Below are 17749 nucleotides of genomic sequence, written 5' to 3' on the forward strand. Positions count from 1 at the left end.
TATGACGCTGTTTTCTTCACAAGAGTTGTGTCTAAAGGGGAGGCTGATCGCCTCCCGTTAACGTCTTTGGGTGATAAGAAGCTATGGGTGAGGCACCCTTGCGAGGTGATTAAACAGGTGATTAAACTCCTCTGCTTCTTTACGCCACAGTGGGTCAGGCATCGGGCCTAATGCCATTAGTGACGCTAATATATCGATAATCTCATCCGAGCGGTTGCGTTCGTTATTGATTCCCTCATTTAACCGCTCTACTTGAATAGCCAACCTGAGTGGTTCATCACGCTGTTTGACACTGCCAAGTGCCAGCAGTGACAAGTGCACTCTTAAACGCGCCAGGCTATCTTCCAATTCGGCATGTTTTTCGGCCGATAGGGGGATTGAGGTGGTTAGCCGTGCATGATTGCGCTGTTGATGTGCCTCCGTAAATATAGTGGGCAGCCCCTCGCTCAATACTTCTTTGGCATCAATTGCGTGTGGCTGTTCGCCAGCCAGCGCTTGTTGATCAGCAGCAAGATGGGCATTTATCAGCGGTAACGCGGTTTGCCATTGTTGCACGGTATGGGCAATTTCCAGACGGCTTAAACGTTCACGCTTGGCTCTTATAATACCGCTGAGACGGCGCTGCATGCCGTCACTGCGCCGGTTACGCGGCAACGGTTCAAGCTGGCTAATGCTGTTGAGGTAGGTGTCAAGGGTCGCAGACTCTTTAGCTTGGGTCGGCTGCCAGCTATCCATTTCGTCAATCAGTATTTGCAGTTGATCAAGTGTTTGCTGCTGTCGCGCTGCCTGCTCATGCTTGTGGGCGTCACGCTGAGCAAATAACTGGTCGCAGGTATGACGGAAGGCTTTCCATAGAGCTTGTTCTTCGCCTTTAGGGGCGCGGCCTAGTGCACGCCACTGCTGCTGTAGCTGTTTTGTATGCGTAATGCGGGCAGCCAAGGGCTGCTCGGTGTCGTCTAGTAAGCGTTTCGCTTGTTCGATAAGCAGGCGCTTTTGGCTAGCGATCTGTTCCGCTCGCTGGTCAATCAGCGCTTGAAGACGATGACGAATGGCGCCAAAGCGACGGCCAACGGTTTCTGACTGATCTCGCGGCACCGGGGAGTAGTGGCGCCACTGATGGCGGGCTTTGTCTCGGATTTCGCGCAATATGTCAGGGTCGGCATCTTCTGCGGGCTGATCAAGCAGTGTTTCAAGCTGTTCGCACAGCGCTTCACGGCCTTTAAGGTTGGCGTCACGCTCTTGATTCAGCTGTTCTCGCCAGGAAGCCAGTCGTTCATGAATGCGGTCAGAGGCTGCGCGAAAGCGTGCCGACTGTTCGCGGTTAGCAGCGGCGTCGCCGAGGGATTTCCACTCTTTTACCAACTGGCGATGATGGCGATCTAAAGCAGCTTCCGCCATGTGGTGATCGTCAGCCAGTGCTTCAATACTCGCGCAGAGCTGCTCGCGTTTAGGGCCGGCCACAAAGCCGCGCCAATCACGCAGTTCTGCTAACCGTGCGCTTAGCTGTTTCACGCGTGCTTTTAGCGGCTTGGCTTCTTCACCCGTTAGTTCCTCAACCGATGGCTTGAGACGTTGATAGAGGCGGCTGGCGCTCTTGAAGGCGCCGCGTTCTAGCAAGTGCTCAAAATTGTCCACGTCGGCGCTGAGCGCATTAAGTGTCGCGGCTGGACTGGGCTTGCTAGCGTCGTCAGCAACTTTTAATGCTTTTGCATGTGTCAGTAGTGCCGGCGGCGTTAAGTGCTTAGGCCAAGCGCACTGCTTGACGTACTTGGCAACGGCTGCATTATCTTGATTGGCAATGGCTGTTTCTATGTCTGAGCTAACGGCCTGCCAGCGCTGCCATGCTTCCATGCACGCTTCGTAGCGTTTCAGTGCGTTACTATAGCGTTGCTGGGTGGTGTCGCCTGGTGGGTGTTGGTCTGATAGGGATTGCCAGCGTTGGCTTAATAGTTGGCGCTGCGCCCGCAAACTATCGATATCTTGAACCGTGAGTTGCTCTGCATGGGTTAGTCCTTCTAACGTTTCTTCAATGCCTTCTAGCAATTGGTCACGGGTACGCTCGATCTCTTCACGATGAGCAATACTCTGTAGGCGCGCTTGTTCTTGTGTCTCATGATGGTGCAGTGTTTTTCGACAGCTGAGTAATGCTTGATGGAAGCGCTGCTCCTGATCCACGCTAGGTGGATGAGAAAGACGCTGCCATTCCCGCTCTAAATGACGGAAACGGCCGCCATACAAGGGTTCCCAAGGTGCCCTGGCGTGCTGCTCAAGCTGGGCGAGCAGATGTTCTCGCTGTGCCTGCTGTTCCGCTAGCCACTCCGCATCATTGCGCAACTGGGTGAGCTTTTCTCGTGCGTGACGAATGACTTGACGGTCACGCCGTGCTTCCTTTAGCAGTTTTTTGAGGCTCTCCTCACTTTCTATACGTTGGGCCGCTTGATGGCGCACTGCGGCCACGCCATTATGGCAGGCTTGATGAACAAGGTCGTTCTCATCGGTTAATTGTTCTAATGCGGTGAGCCGCAGATTGAGATTATCTCCCTGAAGCGCTATTGCGTTAAGCAGGCGTGGCTCCGATAGTTCTGCCACGATGGCCTGCCGTTTTTGCAGATCGGTGTGTCCCTGAGTGCCGCATAGGCGCTGGCAAATAGCATTAAACCAAGCCTCATCTTGATGATGCTTCGGCAGCGCGTTGACGAGCTCCGTTAAGTCATCAAGGGCCAGTAGGGCAGCAAGTTGGATAGTGCTGTCGTTATCCTGCGCTAGTTGTTTTAGCGCGAGTTGCTGTTCTGGTTGTTGCGGGTCAAGCTGGTCGAGTGCCTTGAGACGCACCTCGGGATCTGGGTGTTGCCACCGAGGAGCGAACAGGCGTCTTAACAGTCCGTGCATGGATCATCCTGCAGAGAGGCGCGTAACGTGAAAAAAATGAACTGCCGATGACAGATAGTTGCAGTCATCGGCGCTGTCGCTTAGCTTTGCTGTAGGCACTGTGATGGTTAATACTTCTTCACAGCGCCTAGCGCGAGATTGCGCTACCTTTATCTTACCTGAACATGACATGGAGTTCGGCCATGAGCCTCAACGCCAATAGTGCCGACATTGCCTTCACCTTTAAAGGTGGCATGCTGCCAATGACCGTCATGGAATTGAGCAGCGCTGACCCAGAGCATATACGGTGTCAGCTAGCTGGCAAGTTGTCACAATCTCCCGCCTTCTTTCAGCATACACCGGTTGTGCTAAGCGTGGAAAAACTCGATGAACCTCACTTAGCGCTTGAGCGCATTTGTGCGGTGTGTCGCGATCACAAATTGCTTCCCGTTGCGGTACGGGGCGGTGCGGAGCCAGTACGTCAATCTGCTTGGGCATTAGGGCTTGGTTGGTTTGCCCCCGTTGAAGAGGGGCGAAATAGGGTGTTGGAGAGCGTTGGTTCTTCAGCAGACCCCAGTGCCTCAGTAGGAAAAAAAGCGCCGTCTGTTGAGCAAGATGCCAGCGGGGCGATAGCAACACGCTTATTTCGTGGAACAGTTCGCTCTGGCCAGCAAGTAAGTGCGTCAGAGGGGGATCTGGTGGTGATCGGCGCAGTCAATGCGGGAGCTGAAGTATTGGCGGCCGGTAGTATTCACGTTTATGGTGCGCTCCGTGGCCGTGCTTTAGCGGGTATCCACGGCAATACCCACGCGGGCATCTATTGCCGAGAGCTAGAAGCAGAGCTTCTTTCTGTAGCAGGTAACTATAAACGCTTAGAAGACATCGACTCTCAGTTACTTGGTCGTGCGGTTGAAGTGCATTTTGCTAAAGAGCAGTTGGAAATCAAGCCGCTGGGATAGCCCGAACGCATGAGTGTGGATTGATGCTTCATGCCTAGCGACGTCGCAAGCGCTATACGTTACAGTGTTGTGTTGTTGACATTGATGTTTCCGTTGTGCGTGAAGCGACCCTTGAAACGCGCTCGCGATGAACGACTTCAAGAAGGAAGTGACTCTTGGCCAAAATTATTGTAGTGACCTCCGGCAAAGGGGGGGTTGGTAAAACCACCAGTGCTGCTGCCATTTCAACAGGACTTGCCCTGCGTGGTAAAAAAACCGTGGTTATTGATTTCGATGTCGGTTTGCGAAATCTTGATCTGATCATGGGGTGCGAGCGCCGCGTTGTTTATGACTTGGTGAATGTCATTCAGGGCGAAGCCGGTCTTAATCAGGCACTGATACGCGATAAACGCGTTGAAAACCTATTTATTCTGCCCGCCTCGCAGACCCGTGATAAAGACGCACTAACACAAGACGGTGTTGAGCGAATACTGGAACAGCTCAAGCAAGATTTTGACTTTATCTTGTGCGACTCCCCGGCGGGTATTGAGCGAGGCGCGCAGCTCGCCATGTATTTTGCCGATGAGGCGATTGTGGTGACCAATCCTGAGGTTTCCTCAGTACGTGACTCTGACCGTATTTTAGGATTGCTTGGTTCCAAGACGCGGCGCGCTGAACAAAGTTTGGACCCTGTTAAAGAACATCTGCTTATTACCCGTTATAACCCTTCCCGTGTTACCTCGGGGGATATGTTAACGCTTGATGATATTCGTGAAATTCTTGCCATTGACTTGCTCGGACTGATTCCTGAATCCGAAGCGGTACTGCGTGCATCGAATCAGGGGGTGCCCGTGACCCATGATGATTCGAGCGATGCTGGGCAAGCATATCTCGATACTGTCTCGCGATTGTTAGGGGAGGAAATGCCATTACGTTTCCATGAAATGCAGCGTAAAGGCTTGCTAAGCCGCATGTTTGGGGGTAGTCGTCGATGAAACTGCTGGAGTTCTTGAAGCGTGAGCGCAAGAAATCCGCCTCGGTGGCCAAAGAACGATTACAAATCATCGTGGCGCATCAGCGTAGTCAGCGTGGTCAGCCTGACTATATGCCGCTGCTTGAGCGCGAACTGCTAGAAGTTATTCGTCGTTATGTCCATGTTGATGACGACGCAATTCAAATTTCGCTTGATAGTGAAGATAATTGCTCAGTGTTGGAGCTAAACGTAACGCTGCCGAAAAGCTGATCGCAATCCCGTCAGACGCGACAGCATAGGCGATACTCTAAGAGGAGCGGCGAGAGGCACTGTGGGTATGCTAGGCTTGGGTTTTTGTACCCCCATCTGGCAAGTGGTTGGTCGCTTGTCGGTAGGAAATCACGCTCAAGGGAGTATCCATCCATGGCGCCACCTAATGCCGCCCCTGTCAGTTTTCTCTGGCATGACTATGAGACATTTGGTGCCGATCCGCGTCGCGATCGGCCCGCTCAATTTGCCGCATTACGCACTGACGCCGAGCTAAATGAAATCGGTGAGCCTATAGAGCTCTACTGCAAACCTGCCGATGACTACCTGCCGCATCCTGCTGCTTGCCTGATTACGGGTATAACACCGCAAAAAGCGCAGCGGAAAGGCTTGCCTGAGGGGGAGTTTGCCCGCCAAGTTCAAGGCTTTATGAGTGAGCCAGGCACCTGTGTGGTGGGCTATAACAGCCTTCGCTTTGACGATGAAGTTTCCCGCCATCTATTTTATCGCAATCTTCTTGATCCTTATTCCCGTGAGTGGCAGAACGGCAATTCCCGTTGGGACTTGATTGATGTTGTGCGCGCGTTTTATGCCCTGCGGCCGGACGGCATTGAGTGGCCGCAGCGGGAAGATGGTGCGCCTAGCTTTAAACTTGAACACTTAACAGCGGCCAATAATATTGCCCATGAAGGCGCTCATGATGCGGTGGCAGATGTACGTGCTACGATTGCCCTGGCGCGCTTGTTGAAAGCTCGAAATCCACGGCTTTTTGACTATCTGCTGGGGTTGCGCGGCAAACGTGCAGTAGCTAAACAGCTGGATTTGCCCAGCGCTAAACCACTTTTACATATTTCTCGTCGCTACCCAGCTAGCCGTGGTTGCAGCGCGTTGGTGATGCCGTTGGCCGAGCATCCCACCAACCCTAATGGGGTTATTGTTTACGATTTAAGCGTTGATCCTAGTGATCTGCTAGCCATGAGTGCTGAACAAATCCGGGAGCGTGTCTTTGTCAGTCAGCAGGATCTTTCCGAGGGAGAGGTGCGTATACCGCTGAAAGTCATCCACATTAATCGCTGCCCGGTAATCTTTCCGGCGACAGCATTAAAAGATGCGGATGGCCCACACAAAGGCGGCTACGGCACGATTGTTGAGCGGTTAGCGATTGATATTGATGCCTGCCGCGCGCATTGGAAAATACTGCGTGAGGCCAGCGGCGTGGCTCAAAAAGTCGCTGAGGTGTTTAACGCGGGATACGAAGATGAGCCTCAAGACCCTGACTTAATGCTTTATTCCGGTAGCTTTTTCTCTGCCGCTGACCGCCAGCAGATGGAGCGAGCTCTGGCGATGGATCCTTGGGATTTAGTCGGTCAACGCTTTGCTTTTCAAGACCCGCGCCTAGAAGAAATGCTATTTCGCTACCGTGCGCGCAGCTACCCTGAAACGCTTGAGGGAGAAGAGCGTGAGCAGTGGGAGGCGTTTCGCTGGATGCGTATTAATGATCCGGCCTTGTCAGGCTTTACGCTGAAAGCATTTGCGCGTGAAATAGAGCGTTATAACCAGCAGTCCTTGTCAGATCATGAGCGCCAGGTGTTGGAAGAGGTGGTGATGTACGTTGAGGCGATGATGCCAGCTCAGGCATTTGATGCCTGAGCTGGTGGGTTTGGTTTAGCTAAATCAGTACTTAGCGTGGGTCGGTAAACGGCACGCGTGCTTCTCGGTAGGGAGTGATATCACTGGGCGAATCGCCAGGGTTATAGCGAATATCTAACTGGTGTGATTGAAGAGTAGGCCACAGTGCTTGCAGTTCTCGCACGCTAACATCCAACGCTAGTGTGGCAAGTTGTTCACGGCGATCAAAGCGCACGTCCTCCAGTGCTGTGGCTTGCCAGTAGCGGTTTGCCATGCCCTGTAAGCTCGTGTCTCGTTGGGTCAAACGAGAATGAACGGCTTGACGATGTGGTGCTAACGCTTCCTCGGTTAGTGTGTTCAGGCGCTCACCCGCTGCCGCCATAAAGGCGTCCATGCGCTCGGCGATCACACCGCTTTCAACATCCGGCGACTGCACTACCAAGGCAATACCCGGCGCTTCTAGCAGGGGGGAATAGCCCGCATTAACAATATAGCCAAGCTGCTCCTCGGTACGCAGTTGCTGATAAAAGGGTGTATCCAACCACTGAGCCAACACGCTAAGGCGTGCCTGCTCTTCAGCGGTCTTGTCGCGGCCCTGCAAATAACGCAGCACAAGTGACTCTTCACGGGTGCTGTGCGGGTGGAGCACGGCAGACTCATTGCTTACCTGGAGCGGTTCAAGCGTTGGAATGTCTTCACGAGTGAGGCGCGGCGTTAACGCTCCGCGTATTACATTAGCTTGCTTACGCGCTAGATCTTGGTCCAGATTACCAACGGCCATTGCGTCAATGTATAGCGCATCTAAAAACCGTTTTCGGAAGTTTTCCAAATGGTGACGCTCTAATCGCTGGCTGGCGTCAAGTAATTCAGCCGTTGACCACTGAGGGGTCAATAATGCTTCGCCCAGTGCACGGCTTGCTTGGCCATAAAGTGATGCTTGGGGAGCATTGCGCCACTCGCGCTGAAATTGATAACGCACACGTTCAAAAGCGCTGGGGGAAATATCGGCGTGCTTAAGCTGCTCAATCGCCTGCTCTATCAGTGGCGTTTGGCCATCCCGCCAGCCTGAAAACGACAGCGTCATACCACGTCCGTGAGCATAGGCACTGAACGATTGGCCAGCCAACCAGGCTGGATATAACGACTCGTTTAGACTGTCATTTAACCAACCCGCTAAGAGGCGGGTAAGGACCGCTTCTTCTGGTGAGTAGCTGGCGCTGGGGTGTTGAAGGCTTACTCGCCACTCAACGCTTGGGGTGTTAAAGCGGCTATCTTGCATGTGCCATGCGGTAAACGAAGGCACATCAATCAACGTCTCAGGGCGCTCGTCTTGCCCCGCCTTGAGGGTGAGGTCGCTGGCGATAAAAGGGTTGGGTTCAGGTAGCGCTAAACCGCCAAGTGTTTGGCCTGGCTGGTTGGGGGGGAGTTCTTTCCACTGGGTGTTGAACCAGGGGGAGATGGTGTCACTTTCTACATCCGGCGCCGAGTAGAAGCGCAGCATGTTGTCTGGTGTCAGCGCATCGAGATACACCTGCTGGCGCTCACTATCCATGCCATCCATCCTATAAGGCGCATACTGCACATCATCCACTGGATAGCGAGAAAGACTCATGGCTAAGCGAGTGGCTTCCTGCTGCGGTGCGCCATGCTGCTGAAAACGAAATGCTTGTTCATTTAGGTTTTGTTGTTCTTCGTAACGCCATTCAGCCAATCCTTCCTTACGTATTTGCTCAATGGCAGCAAACAGCGTGGCCTCGATATCGTCCAGCCGCTGTGCACCAGCAGGCGTTAAGCTAATGGAAACAGTAAACAGAGCTTCATTGCCGTCTCCTCGGCCCACTCCCGCCGAAAGTGCATCTGCAAGTCCCTCTTTGCGTAGCGCTGCCAATAAACTGCCGTCACCTTCATCGCCAAGCAGATGGGAAATTAGCTGAGTTGGTTTGGTACGGTAGTCGTCGGTAGGATCAGGAATCGGGAAATAGAAGCGTAGCTGACGGCGATCCTGTAATGACTGACGTTCAATGTAGCGAGGCAGCGTGTCTGGATCGACCAGCGGTGCGTCAATGGTTGGAACGCTTAGGTCGTTATCTGGAAGGCTGGCAAAGCGTTCCACTACCAGTGCTTCAAGGGTATCAAGCGGCTGAGGGGCAACAATAGCCAAGTTCATTACGTTGGCATCATAGTAGCGATGATAAAAATCAATCACTCGCTCGCGCAGGGTGGCCTCACCTTCCGGTGGGCTTGCCAGCGTGTCACGGCTGCCAACTGCAAAGCCCGTGGTGGCATTATCTGGGTTGAGTAACTGGTTCAGTACATCGTTTTCACGGCGGGATTCATCGCGAATGCGAGCCATGTACTCAGAGTGAACAATATTCCGTTCGCTTTCCAACTGGTCGGCGTTAAACAGCGGTGAAAGGAAAAATTCGCTAAAACGATCCAATGCGCCCGGCAGCGCTGAAGGCTCAATATCAAAAAAATAGTTGGTATCTTGCTGGGCGGTAAACGCGTTGTGGGAGCCTGCATTATCCGAAATATAGCGCTGATAGGCATCAGACTGAGGGTACGGTTCAGTGCCCAAAAACAGCATATGCTCTAAGAAGTGGGCTAGCCCTTGCAGGTCGTCAGGGTCTTGAGCGCTGCCAACGCGAACGTTCATCGAGGCAGCGGCTTTATCGGCGTCTGGGTCGCTCACAAGTAACGCTTGAAGGCCATTTTCTAGCGTCAGCACGCGGTAGTCGCGTTCATCAAAAGGGCTGACGATAGGGGTAATGGCGTCTTTTACAGGGGTGTCTGGAGTAAGTGCCGTATTTTCAGCAAAGGCGAAAGAGGGCACGTACCAAGCAACGCCTATGACAACGCCGATAAGGGCCTGCCGTGCAGCGTAGTGGTTGGGCAGAGGTTCATTAGATCGCAACATTACGGCTCCTATGACACAGCCCAGCGCAGCATTGGACCCACCGGATGGGCGCAAGACAATGACTGATAGGCAGGGTTATTAACATGTTTTGATACCGGAAAAGCGCCTAACAGTTCCAATGGCGCGGGCATTAATAATGAATTGAGTGATTCAGCAGGGGTTGTTGGATCCAGCCAGCGCGTTAGGGCGTCTGGGGGGATGACAACGGGTAAGCGGTCTGTAAGTGAAGAAAGGCAAGCGTTGGCTGGCACGCTGATTAGCGCCGTCGAGTCAGTAAAGGCGGTGAGCGTTGTGTGGTAGCGGCACCATAACGCGCCCAATAAGAGTGGCCCCCGATTAACGTGGGTGACTAAGTAGGGTTGTTTGCTGTGTGCTTGTATTTTCCAGATATAAAATCCGCTAACGGGAATGACGCAGCGTCGAGCGCTAAACGCTTCGCTAAACATGGCACGTTGGTTAAGGGTTTCTGCTCTGGCGCAATGGGGGGCGTGGTCGAGTACTTTTAGCCAAGGAGGGGTAAGCCCCCAGAATAATGGCTGAAGCTGGTGGCGGCCCTGTTCAAGGCGTATTGCCGAGACAGGCTGGCGGGGTGCTAGGTTAGGCGATTCGATCAGTGGTTCAGCATTAGTAAGCGAGGGTACAAGGCGTGATAGCGCGAGGCGCTGTACGTGAAGGCGTCCCGTCATGCCTGTCTCCTTATGCGAAATAGGGGGAGTGATGGTGCAAAATGGCGGGGTGGCACAACATTAGGTTAAATGTCGTGTTTTAGTGTCGAAAACAGTGTTCGATGTAAGGTATCCTAGCGTATCCCTTGCTCACGCTAAAGCGCGATGAGGCCTCCTCCTGTTTGCCGCTGACCTTAAGAGATCGCCATGGCCCGTCCTAGACAGCATGCGCCCGATGCCCTTCACGCGCAGGTCATGCACGCTTGTGATGAGTGGTTGGCTAAGCAGCCAGTCCATGGTTTATCACTGCGTGCCCTGGCCAGAGAAGTGGGTTGCGCGCCAAGTACGCTGCTGAAATTATATGGCAGCTTTAATAACTTATTGCAGTACGTCAACGTTGAAACGCTGGCACGCTTACAGCATACCATTACTAGCCTGGCAGAAGATGATCCGGAGCCATGGCTGCGCTCGTTAGCACTTGCTTATTGGCGTTTCGCTGAACAGGGTTGCTATCGCTGGCAACTGTTATTTGATTATCCTCTCGCCCAAGAAGGTGAATTGGACCAGCGCCAGAGCGACCTGATTGAAGCGCTGTTCACTCAAGTAGAAACATCGCTAAAACAGTATCAGCCAGCATTAGACGACCTGGAGGCACGACGCCTTGGTCGTACTCTTTGGGGAAGTGTGCATGGCTTGGTACAACTTGGGCTAAATGAGCGCCTAGGTTATTGGCAAGGGCAGCAGCTAAAGGTGGATGAACTACTGGATCAGCTAATGAGCACAGTGCTGGCTGGCCTTCGCCACCGGGAGGCAGGGACGTGACGTGGTGGTTGAAAATGATTCGCTGCTTACTGCGTCGCGTTATCTATGTGGTTATGCGGATATGCTACCGCTTCTCTGTTCATGGGCAAGACTATCTGCCTAAAAACGGCGCGGCGTTAGTGGTGTGTAATCATGTCAGTTTTATGGACGCGTTGGTGCTTGGCGGCGGTAGCCCCAGGCCGCTGCGGTTTGTGATGGATCAGCCTATTTTTGAGTCTCGCTGGCTAAAGTGGTGGTTTCAGCTGGTGGGCGCGATTCCGATTGAGTCAGAGCGGCACAGCCCTGGGGCGTTGCGTCGGACGCTGGATGAAGTAAGCCAAGCGTTGCGGGCAGGTGACGTTGTGATGGTCTTCCCTGAAGGGCGGATAACCCCTGACGGCGAAATTCATAACTTTCGGCGCGGACTCGAAACTATTCTTGCCCGCGATAATGTGCCGGTAATTCCCGCTGGTTTAGCGGGACTGTGGGGGTCTTGGACGTCACACTACGGTGGCAAAGCGCTCAAAAAATGGCCATCGCGTTTTCGTGCTCCGGTCAGTCTTCACTTTGGCCCACCTGTCTCAATTCATGAGGTAGAAGGTGTTGCGTTGCGTCGCTATTTAGAAACCCGGGTGAGGGCGCTGAAGGCGGCAGGCGATAGCGAAATCGCCCACCGTTAAACGATATCTGCTATATCACCTCTGTCTCAGCCACAAAGCCGCACCGTCTGCCGCAATAATAGATTAGCGACGTGCAAGGCGCAGCTTTTGCCAGCAGCGTGCCGAGGTGATTAGGTTGTCGCGGATTTCTAAAATCTCCATCCGCGTATTGCCGATCTGTAAACAGGCAGGCCCTTCCGGAAATGCTTCCAGGTGCTCAAGAATTAAGCCATTCAGGGTCTTAGGGCCGTCGGTAGGCAGTTGCCAGCCCAGCATTTTGTTGATTTCTCGGATGTTGGCCGTGCCTTCAATCACATGGCTGCCATCATCTTGCTGATGGATCTCTTCATCCTCTGAGACGTCGGTAGTAAATTCCCCGACAATTTCCTCAAGAATATCTTCGAGCGTTACCAAGCCTTCTACGTCGCCGTATTCATCTACCACGATGCCAATGCGGCGCTTCTGTTTTTGGAAGTTCAGCAGTTGGGTATGCAACGGCGTGGATTCTGGAATGAAATACGGTTCCCGCGCCTCTTGGACAATTGCCGCTTTGGTGACTTCGCTGCGCGATAAAAAACGCGCTGCGTTGCGTAGGTGCAACATGCCAATAATATTGTTGATATCGCCTTTGTATACGGGTAATCGAGTGTGCTGACTGGTACGGATCTGGGTCAGGATATCTTCCAGCGTGTCGTCGAGGTCGATGCCCAGCACTTCGTGCCTTGGCACCATGATGTCGTTAACCGTGACATTCTCAAGGTCAAGAATCGACAGCAGCATAGCACGGTGACGATAGGGAATAAGTGTGCCTGCTTCATGGACGACGGTGCGTAGTTCATCGCGGGTTAGGCTGTCACCACCGTTCTCAACGCTTTTAACGCCCATCAGGCGCAACAGGCCATTAGAGATAACGTTGACTAGCCACACCAAGGGATAAAGTAGTTTGAGCAGTGGCTCCAGACCTAGCGAGGTGGGGTAAGCGATTCGCTCAGGTTTGATGGCCGCGTAGGTTTTAGGCGTGACTTCGGCAAAAATAAGAATCGTAATCGTCAGCAGTGCAGTAGAAATAGCGGGGCCTGAAACATCACCAAAGAAGTGAATAGCGATGATGGTAGCAATCGAGGCGGCTAAATTATTGACGAAGTTATTGCCAATTAGGATGACACCAATCAATCGGTCGGGGCGTGTTAACAAGCGCATAACACGTTTGGCGCGGCGATCACCGCTGTTCGCTTGGTGGCTAAGTCGATAGCGGTTTATCGACATCATGCCTGTTTCAGAACTGGAGAAAAAGGCAGACAGCAGTATCAGTATGGCTAGCAGGCCGAACAGTAACCCCAGGGGGAAGTCGTCGCTCAAGTCGAAAGTTCCTTTGTGGCGTATTAGGCTCGATTTGTAGAAGTATGGAAGTGGCCTGTCAAGACCACTGTTATCAACGCCAAGCTAAGTCAGTGCTGATAATGCGATAAGCATGTGTTTAGCGATTGAGCAATATTTCCAGTACAAACTTACTGCCAAAGTAAGCAAGCAGTAACAGTACGCACCCACCTAGCGTCCAGCGCACAGCACGCATGCCGCGCCAGCCAAAACGATATCGACCCACTAAAAGCGTGGTAAAAATAATCCAGGCGCCCAGCGAAAGTACCGTTTTATGTACCAAATGCTGAGCAAACATATTGTCGAGGAAAATGAGCCCGCTGATGATCGAGAGTGTTAGCAACAGAATGCCCGACCATACCAGTTCAAACAGTACTCTTTCCATGGTCGTCAGCGGTGGTAACGATTGCACAATGCCGCGAATATGGTGATGGCGCAGTGCTTGGTTCTGCAAGCCGACTAATACCGCTTGAATCGCTGCAATCGCCAAAACGGCAAAGGCCAGAGCAGAGCTGACGGCGTGTAGTAAAATGCCGGGTGTTAAGCCGCTGTGACTGCCCTGGCTAGGAAGCCAAGTGGCAACAATAAGCGCGATACCCGCGAGAGGGAATAGCACAATGCCAGCGTTAAGCACAGGCTTAAACAAGCTGGCGACCAACACCACATTAACAGCCACAGCCATCAAAAGCGTAGCGCTGGTAGTGAAGCCGGGAAGTAGCCCCGGGGCTGCACTAACAAGTTCTACGACCACTGGGATATGCAGCAAAAGTCCCAGTGCACCGAGTAAGCGCACCATACCCTGGCGGGGTGGTACGCGGCGAAATAAAGTCATGCCCTGCCAAATAGCAGCGGCAACATAAAGAATAAAAGCGATCGTGGCGAAAGGGAGCGCCTGCATGATGCTATCCGTGCGCCTTGCAGCGCGTTGTTGAGATCAATGTTGTAAAGACAAGGCTATAAAAACCAGCATTGTGAAAATCAGCAATGCGAAACCGTTCAATCTAGAACAGTCTGCCTACTATAACCAATCATAGCGGCGTCGCACAGCCATCGATAACCAACGTTGACGACCATGGAGACTCGCGCGGCGAGCGCGTATAATCGCCTACACATTCGTCCGGTGAGACCGCCCGGCGACAACGACGGAGGCAGAGGCCCCATGTTTCAGAATCTGAGTGAGCGTCTTTCCCAGACGTTGAAGTCGATCAAAGGCCAAGCGCGGCTAACTGACGACAACATTAAAGACACCCTGCGCGAGGTGCGTAAAGCCCTGTTAGAGGCCGATGTTGCCTTGCCGGTGGTGAAAGCATTTATTGAGCGTGTACGCGAACGTGCTGTTGGTCAGGAAGTCTCGAAGAGCCTTTCGCCAGGCCAACAATTTGTCAAAATCGTCCAGCAAGAGCTGGAAGCGATTATGGGCGAAGCCAATGAAGGCTTATCCCTAAAAAGTTCGCCTGCGGTTGTGTTGATGGCCGGCCTGCAGGGGGCGGGTAAAACCACCTCTGTTGCCAAGCTGGCGCGTTACCTGCGCGAGCGCGAAAAGAAAAAAGTGCTGGTAGTCTCTGCCGATGTCTACCGCCCAGCGGCCATCGATCAGCTTGAGACGCTGGCAAAAGAAGTTCAGGTGGATTTCTTCCCCTCTCGTTCCGATCAAAAACCGGTGGATATTGCCACGGCGGCGATCAAGCACGCCAAAATTCAGTTTCATGATGTTGTCCTAGTCGATACCGCCGGGCGGCTAGCCATCGATGAAGCGATGATGGCTGAAATTCAGGCCCTGCATAAGGCCATTTCACCGGACGAAACGCTGTTTGTGGTTGATGCCATGACCGGCCAGGATGCGGTGAATACAGCGAAAGCATTTCACGATGCTCTGCCGCTGACCGGGGTGATTCTTACCAAGGCTGACGGTGACGCCCGTGGTGGTGCGGCGCTTTCGGTTCGCCATATTACTGGCAAGCCGATTAAGTTCATGGGGGTTGGTGAGAAGGTAGACGCCCTTGAGCCTTTCCACCCGGATCGCGTGGCATCACGGATTCTGGGTATGGGCGACATGCTGTCGCTGATCGAAGAAGCCGAACGCACGGTAGATAAAGATAAAGCCGCTAAACTGGCCAGTAAGGTCAAAAAGGGCGATGGCTTTGATCTGGAAGATTTTCGTGATCAGTTACAGCAGCTCAAGAAAATGGGTGGCATGGGCGGCCTGCTTGGTAAGTTACCCGGCATGGGGCAAATGGCAGAAATGGCCCAAGGCCCCGGCCCGGAAAAAGAGCTGGGCAAGCTGGAAGCGTTGATTAACTCTATGACGCCAAAAGAGCGCCGCAAGCCGGATATTATCAATGGTTCGCGCAAACGTCGTATTGCTGCGGGTGCTGGCCTGCAAGTGCCGGATCTAAATCGTCTGCTAAAACAGCATAAGCAGATGCAGAAAATGATGAAAAAAGCGGGCAAAAAAGGCGGCATGCAGAAAATGATGCGCGGTATGTCCGGCATGATGGGCGGCGGCGGGCCGGGTGGACCAGGTGGTCCCGGTGGCATGGGCGGTATGGGTGGCCCTGGCGGCCTTCCTTGGCGTTAAGTCACTGTTGGCAATGTCGCAACGTGCTTGGCAAGGTTGACGGCTTATGAGTTTTCTGGCTGTCAGGCTTTCCAAGCCGAGCGCATTTGCGTAGAATGCGGCCTCTTCATGCGTGGGTGTTGGCAAAAATGCGCAAGCATCGGCTTACTATCTGCCAGTGAAGATCCTGATGGTACGCAGCAAATCACTGATTTTGATCTGCGGTACCGAGAAAATAGTATGACGAGTGTTCTGTTAGCGATCTGCGCTATTTCACACTCTCGTAACCTCAACCGAAGGATAGTTATCGTATGGTTACCATTCGTTTGGCACGTGGTGGCGCCAAAAAGCGTCCCTTTTATCACCTGACTGTTACTGATTCACGCAACGCCCGTGACGGTCGTTTCATCGAGCGTATCGGTTTCTTCAACCCGGTTGCCCGTGGTCAAGAAGAGCGTCTGCGCGTTGATCTTGAGCGTGTTACTCACTGGCAGAGCCAAGGCGCACAGCTGTCTGGTCGCGTTGCTGAGCTGGTTAAAGAAGCGCGTAAACAGGCTTAAGCCTTTTAGTGCGTGGCTGTCAGTAAGTGATAGTAGGTGATGTTGTCGTTGTAATTTGTTGGAGCGGTCGTCGATGACGCGTTTTGAAACTAGCCATACAGACGACGCACATGTGGTGCTTGGTAAGCTAACTAGCCCTCACGGGATTAAAGGTTGGCTTAAGGTCTACTCCTATACCAATCCCATAGACAGCATCATGGAATACCCCGAGTGGTGGGTGCGCCAAGGTGAAACCCTTACGCGCATGACCGTTATTCAGGGTCGTCGGCAAGGCAAAGGTCTTGTGGTGCAGCTAAAAGGTATTGATGACCGAACGGCAGCCGAAGCGCTGGCGCAAACGGACATCGTGATGCCGAAAGAAGCATTGCCTACGCTTTCCGATGATGAGTATTACTGGCATGAGCTTGAAGGCTTAACCGTCTTTACTCAGTCAGGCGATCGGCTAGGGCAGGTTAGTTACCTGTTTGAAACCGGCGCAAACGATGTCATGGTGGTGCGCGGTGATAACGACGCAATCGACAAGCGTGAGCGACTGTTACCTTTCTTACCCGACGATGTGATTGTTGAAATCAGCCTCGACGATGGCCGTATGGTCGTTAATTGGGACCCTGAGTTTTGAAAACAGGCCTGAGTAAGCAGTTGTTGAGCGAGCTCACAGTAACTGATTCAACCGTTACTGCAGCAGACGGCGAAGAAAGCAGCCAGACGGATGCTCCCGCGATGTGGATTGGCGTGGTGTCGCTGTTTCCAGAAATGTTCGATGCGATTACTCAGCAAGGTGTGGTCGGTCGAGCGGTAGAGAAACAGCGTATTGCCCTGGAGTTTTGGAATCCGCGCGACTACGCCACTGATCGCCACCGCAGCGTGGACGATCGCCCTTACGGCGGCGGCCCCGGTATGCTGATGAAGGTAGACACGCTACGTGCGGCTATCTTTGATGCTCGGCAACGAGCAGAGCAAGCGACGGGACAATCGCCCACCGTGATCTATCTCTCGCCCCAAGGGCGTAAGCTGGATCAGCAGGGTGTTCAAGCGCTCGCCTCAGCAGGCCCCTTAGTTGTGGTCGCTGGTCGTTATGAAGGCATTGATGAGCGCGTGGTAGAGAGTGACATTGATGAAGAATGGTCAATTGGTGACTATGTGCTGAGCGGCGGTGAGTTGCCTGCAATGGTGCTAATTGACGCGGCGGCACGGCTGGTACCCGGTGTATTGGGCCACCAGGATTCCGCTATCGAAGACTCGTTCAATGACGGTTTGTTAGACTGTCCGCACTATACCCGTCCTGAAACGATCGACGGGCGACAAGTGCCTGATGTGCTGTTAAGCGGTAATCATGCGGCTATCAAGCGCTGGCGGTTAAAACAGTCATTAGGCCGTACATGGCAACGCCGTCCTGATCTGTTAGCAGGACGCACGCTTGATGCCGAGCAGCAACGGCTTCTAGACGAGTTTATCGAGGAACACGCTTTGTCAGCGAAGTAGCTGTTTGTCAGCTAATCAAGACAGAGCGGCGGTGCAGGGCGAATAAGGCAGATCAT

The 17749-nt window shown here is 53.1% G+C and carries 15 protein-coding genes; 10 read left to right on the forward strand and 5 right to left on the reverse strand.

Features of this window, described 5'->3' with window-relative positions; genetic code table 11:
• Positions 1-81: 81 nt before the first annotated feature.
• Entirely contained in the window at positions 82-2889 is a 2808-nt protein-coding gene (locus K1Y77_RS02035; RefSeq protein ID WP_264430086.1) for a DUF349 domain-containing protein, read from the reverse strand.
• A gap of 182 nt (positions 2890-3071) precedes the next feature.
• Here K1Y77_RS02035 and minC point away from each other — a divergent pair, with 182 nt between their 5' ends.
• The 4 genes from minC (at position 3072) to sbcB (ending at position 6696) form a co-directional block, all read left to right on the forward strand.
• Positions 3072-3827 carry a septum site-determining protein MinC gene (gene minC, locus K1Y77_RS02040; protein WP_030074444.1) on the forward strand — a complete coding sequence of 252 codons (756 nt, stop codon included), beginning with the start codon at positions 3072-3074 and terminating at the stop codon, positions 3825-3827.
• A gap of 155 nt (positions 3828-3982) precedes the next feature.
• Complete coding sequence (gene minD, locus K1Y77_RS02045; protein ID WP_030074442.1) at positions 3983-4801, forward strand: septum site-determining protein MinD; 819 nt, start codon at positions 3983-3985, stop codon at positions 4799-4801.
• Positions 4798-5049 (forward strand): cell division topological specificity factor MinE, encoded by a 252-nt coding sequence (gene minE / locus K1Y77_RS02050; RefSeq protein WP_016915987.1) that lies wholly within the window; start codon positions 4798-4800, stop codon positions 5047-5049. Before minD ends, minE begins: the two co-directional genes overlap by 4 nt.
• Before the next feature lie 153 nt (positions 5050-5202).
• Positions 5203-6696: an exodeoxyribonuclease I gene (gene sbcB, locus K1Y77_RS02055; RefSeq protein WP_264430095.1), complete on the forward strand. Its 1494-nt coding sequence runs from the start codon at positions 5203-5205 to the stop codon at positions 6694-6696.
• A gap of 31 nt (positions 6697-6727) precedes the next feature.
• Here sbcB and K1Y77_RS02060 read toward each other — a convergent pair whose 3' ends face one another.
• Both K1Y77_RS02060 and K1Y77_RS02065 read right to left on the reverse strand, forming a co-directional pair.
• Positions 6728-9592 (reverse strand): insulinase family protein, encoded by a 2865-nt coding sequence (locus K1Y77_RS02060; protein WP_264430097.1) that lies wholly within the window; start codon positions 9590-9592, stop codon positions 6728-6730.
• Between the two features lie 8 nt (positions 9593-9600).
• On the reverse strand, positions 9601-10278 hold the full coding sequence (locus tag K1Y77_RS02065; RefSeq protein ID WP_030074438.1) for an SOS response-associated peptidase: 678 nt from the start codon (positions 10276-10278) through the stop codon (positions 9601-9603).
• A 186-nt stretch (positions 10279-10464) separates the two neighbouring features.
• Here K1Y77_RS02065 and K1Y77_RS02070 point away from each other — a divergent pair, with 186 nt between their 5' ends.
• Entirely contained in the window at positions 10465-11079 is a 615-nt protein-coding gene (locus K1Y77_RS02070) for a TetR/AcrR family transcriptional regulator (protein WP_030074436.1), read from the forward strand.
• Positions 11080-11093: 14 nt separating this feature from the next.
• Positions 11094-11738 carry a 1-acyl-sn-glycerol-3-phosphate acyltransferase gene (locus tag K1Y77_RS02075; protein WP_406567281.1) on the forward strand — a complete coding sequence of 215 codons (645 nt, stop codon included), beginning with the start codon at positions 11094-11096 and terminating at the stop codon, positions 11736-11738.
• A 63-nt stretch (positions 11739-11801) separates the two neighbouring features.
• Here the strand turns inward: K1Y77_RS02075 and K1Y77_RS02080 are convergent, their stop codons facing one another.
• Both K1Y77_RS02080 and K1Y77_RS02085 read right to left on the reverse strand, forming a co-directional pair.
• Positions 11802-13076, reverse strand: coding sequence for an HlyC/CorC family transporter (locus K1Y77_RS02080; RefSeq protein ID WP_030074432.1), 1275 nt, complete (start codon positions 13074-13076; stop codon positions 11802-11804).
• A 118-nt stretch (positions 13077-13194) separates the two neighbouring features.
• On the reverse strand, positions 13195-13992 hold the full coding sequence (locus tag K1Y77_RS02085; RefSeq protein WP_030074430.1) for a cytochrome C assembly family protein: 798 nt from the start codon (positions 13990-13992) through the stop codon (positions 13195-13197).
• 261 nt (positions 13993-14253) lie between these two features.
• On the opposite strand from K1Y77_RS02085, the gene ffh reads away from it, so the two are divergent.
• From ffh to trmD, 4 genes are all read left to right on the forward strand, one after another.
• Entirely contained in the window at positions 14254-15672 is a 1419-nt protein-coding gene (ffh, locus tag K1Y77_RS02090; RefSeq protein ID WP_030074429.1) for a signal recognition particle protein, read from the forward strand.
• 290 nt (positions 15673-15962) lie between these two features.
• A complete protein-coding gene (gene rpsP / locus K1Y77_RS02095; RefSeq protein WP_009724081.1) occupies positions 15963-16211 on the forward strand; it encodes a 30S ribosomal protein S16 in 249 nt (82 codons plus the stop codon).
• A gap of 73 nt (positions 16212-16284) precedes the next feature.
• A complete protein-coding gene (gene rimM / locus K1Y77_RS02100) occupies positions 16285-16830 on the forward strand; it encodes a ribosome maturation factor RimM (protein ID WP_030074426.1) in 546 nt (181 codons plus the stop codon).
• A gap of 101 nt (positions 16831-16931) precedes the next feature.
• Positions 16932-17693, forward strand: a complete 762-nt coding sequence (gene trmD / locus K1Y77_RS02105; RefSeq protein WP_030074425.1) for a tRNA (guanosine(37)-N1)-methyltransferase TrmD — start codon at positions 16932-16934, stop codon at positions 17691-17693.
• Positions 17694-17749 lie beyond the last annotated feature (56 nt).

The organism is Halomonas qaidamensis (assembly GCF_025917315.1).
GTDB lineage: Bacteria > Pseudomonadota > Gammaproteobacteria > Pseudomonadales > Halomonadaceae > Vreelandella > Vreelandella qaidamensis.

What these genes read in the sequence shown, in the direction of transcription:
- sbcB (WP_264430095.1), top strand. Translation starts at nt 5,203, where the DNA reads ATGGCGCCACCTAATGCCGCCCCTGTCAGTTTTCTCTGGCATGACTAT.
- rpsP (WP_009724081.1), top strand. Translation starts at nt 15,963, where the DNA reads ATGGTTACCATTCGTTTGGCACGTGGTGGCGCCAAAAAGCGTCCCTTT.
- rimM (WP_030074426.1), top strand. Translation starts at nt 16,285, where the DNA reads ATGACGCGTTTTGAAACTAGCCATACAGACGACGCACATGTGGTGCTT.
- trmD (WP_030074425.1), top strand. Translation starts at nt 16,932, where the DNA reads ATGTGGATTGGCGTGGTGTCGCTGTTTCCAGAAATGTTCGATGCGATT.
- ffh (WP_030074429.1), top strand. Translation starts at nt 14,254, where the DNA reads ATGTTTCAGAATCTGAGTGAGCGTCTTTCCCAGACGTTGAAGTCGATC.
- K1Y77_RS02060 (WP_264430097.1), bottom strand. Translation starts at nt 9,592, where the DNA reads ATGTTGCGATCTAATGAACCTCTGCCCAACCACTACGCTGCACGGCAG.
- K1Y77_RS02065 (WP_030074438.1), bottom strand. Translation starts at nt 10,278, where the DNA reads ATGACGGGACGCCTTCACGTACAGCGCCTCGCGCTATCACGCCTTGTA.
- minC (WP_030074444.1), top strand. Translation starts at nt 3,072, where the DNA reads ATGAGCCTCAACGCCAATAGTGCCGACATTGCCTTCACCTTTAAAGGT.
- K1Y77_RS02035 (WP_264430086.1), bottom strand. Translation starts at nt 2,889, where the DNA reads ATGCACGGACTGTTAAGACGCCTGTTCGCTCCTCGGTGGCAACACCCA.
- K1Y77_RS02085 (WP_030074430.1), bottom strand. Translation starts at nt 13,992, where the DNA reads ATGCAGGCGCTCCCTTTCGCCACGATCGCTTTTATTCTTTATGTTGCC.
- K1Y77_RS02075 (WP_406567281.1), top strand. Translation starts at nt 11,094, where the DNA reads ATGATTCGCTGCTTACTGCGTCGCGTTATCTATGTGGTTATGCGGATA.
- minE (WP_016915987.1), top strand. Translation starts at nt 4,798, where the DNA reads ATGAAACTGCTGGAGTTCTTGAAGCGTGAGCGCAAGAAATCCGCCTCG.
- K1Y77_RS02070 (WP_030074436.1), top strand. Translation starts at nt 10,465, where the DNA reads ATGGCCCGTCCTAGACAGCATGCGCCCGATGCCCTTCACGCGCAGGTC.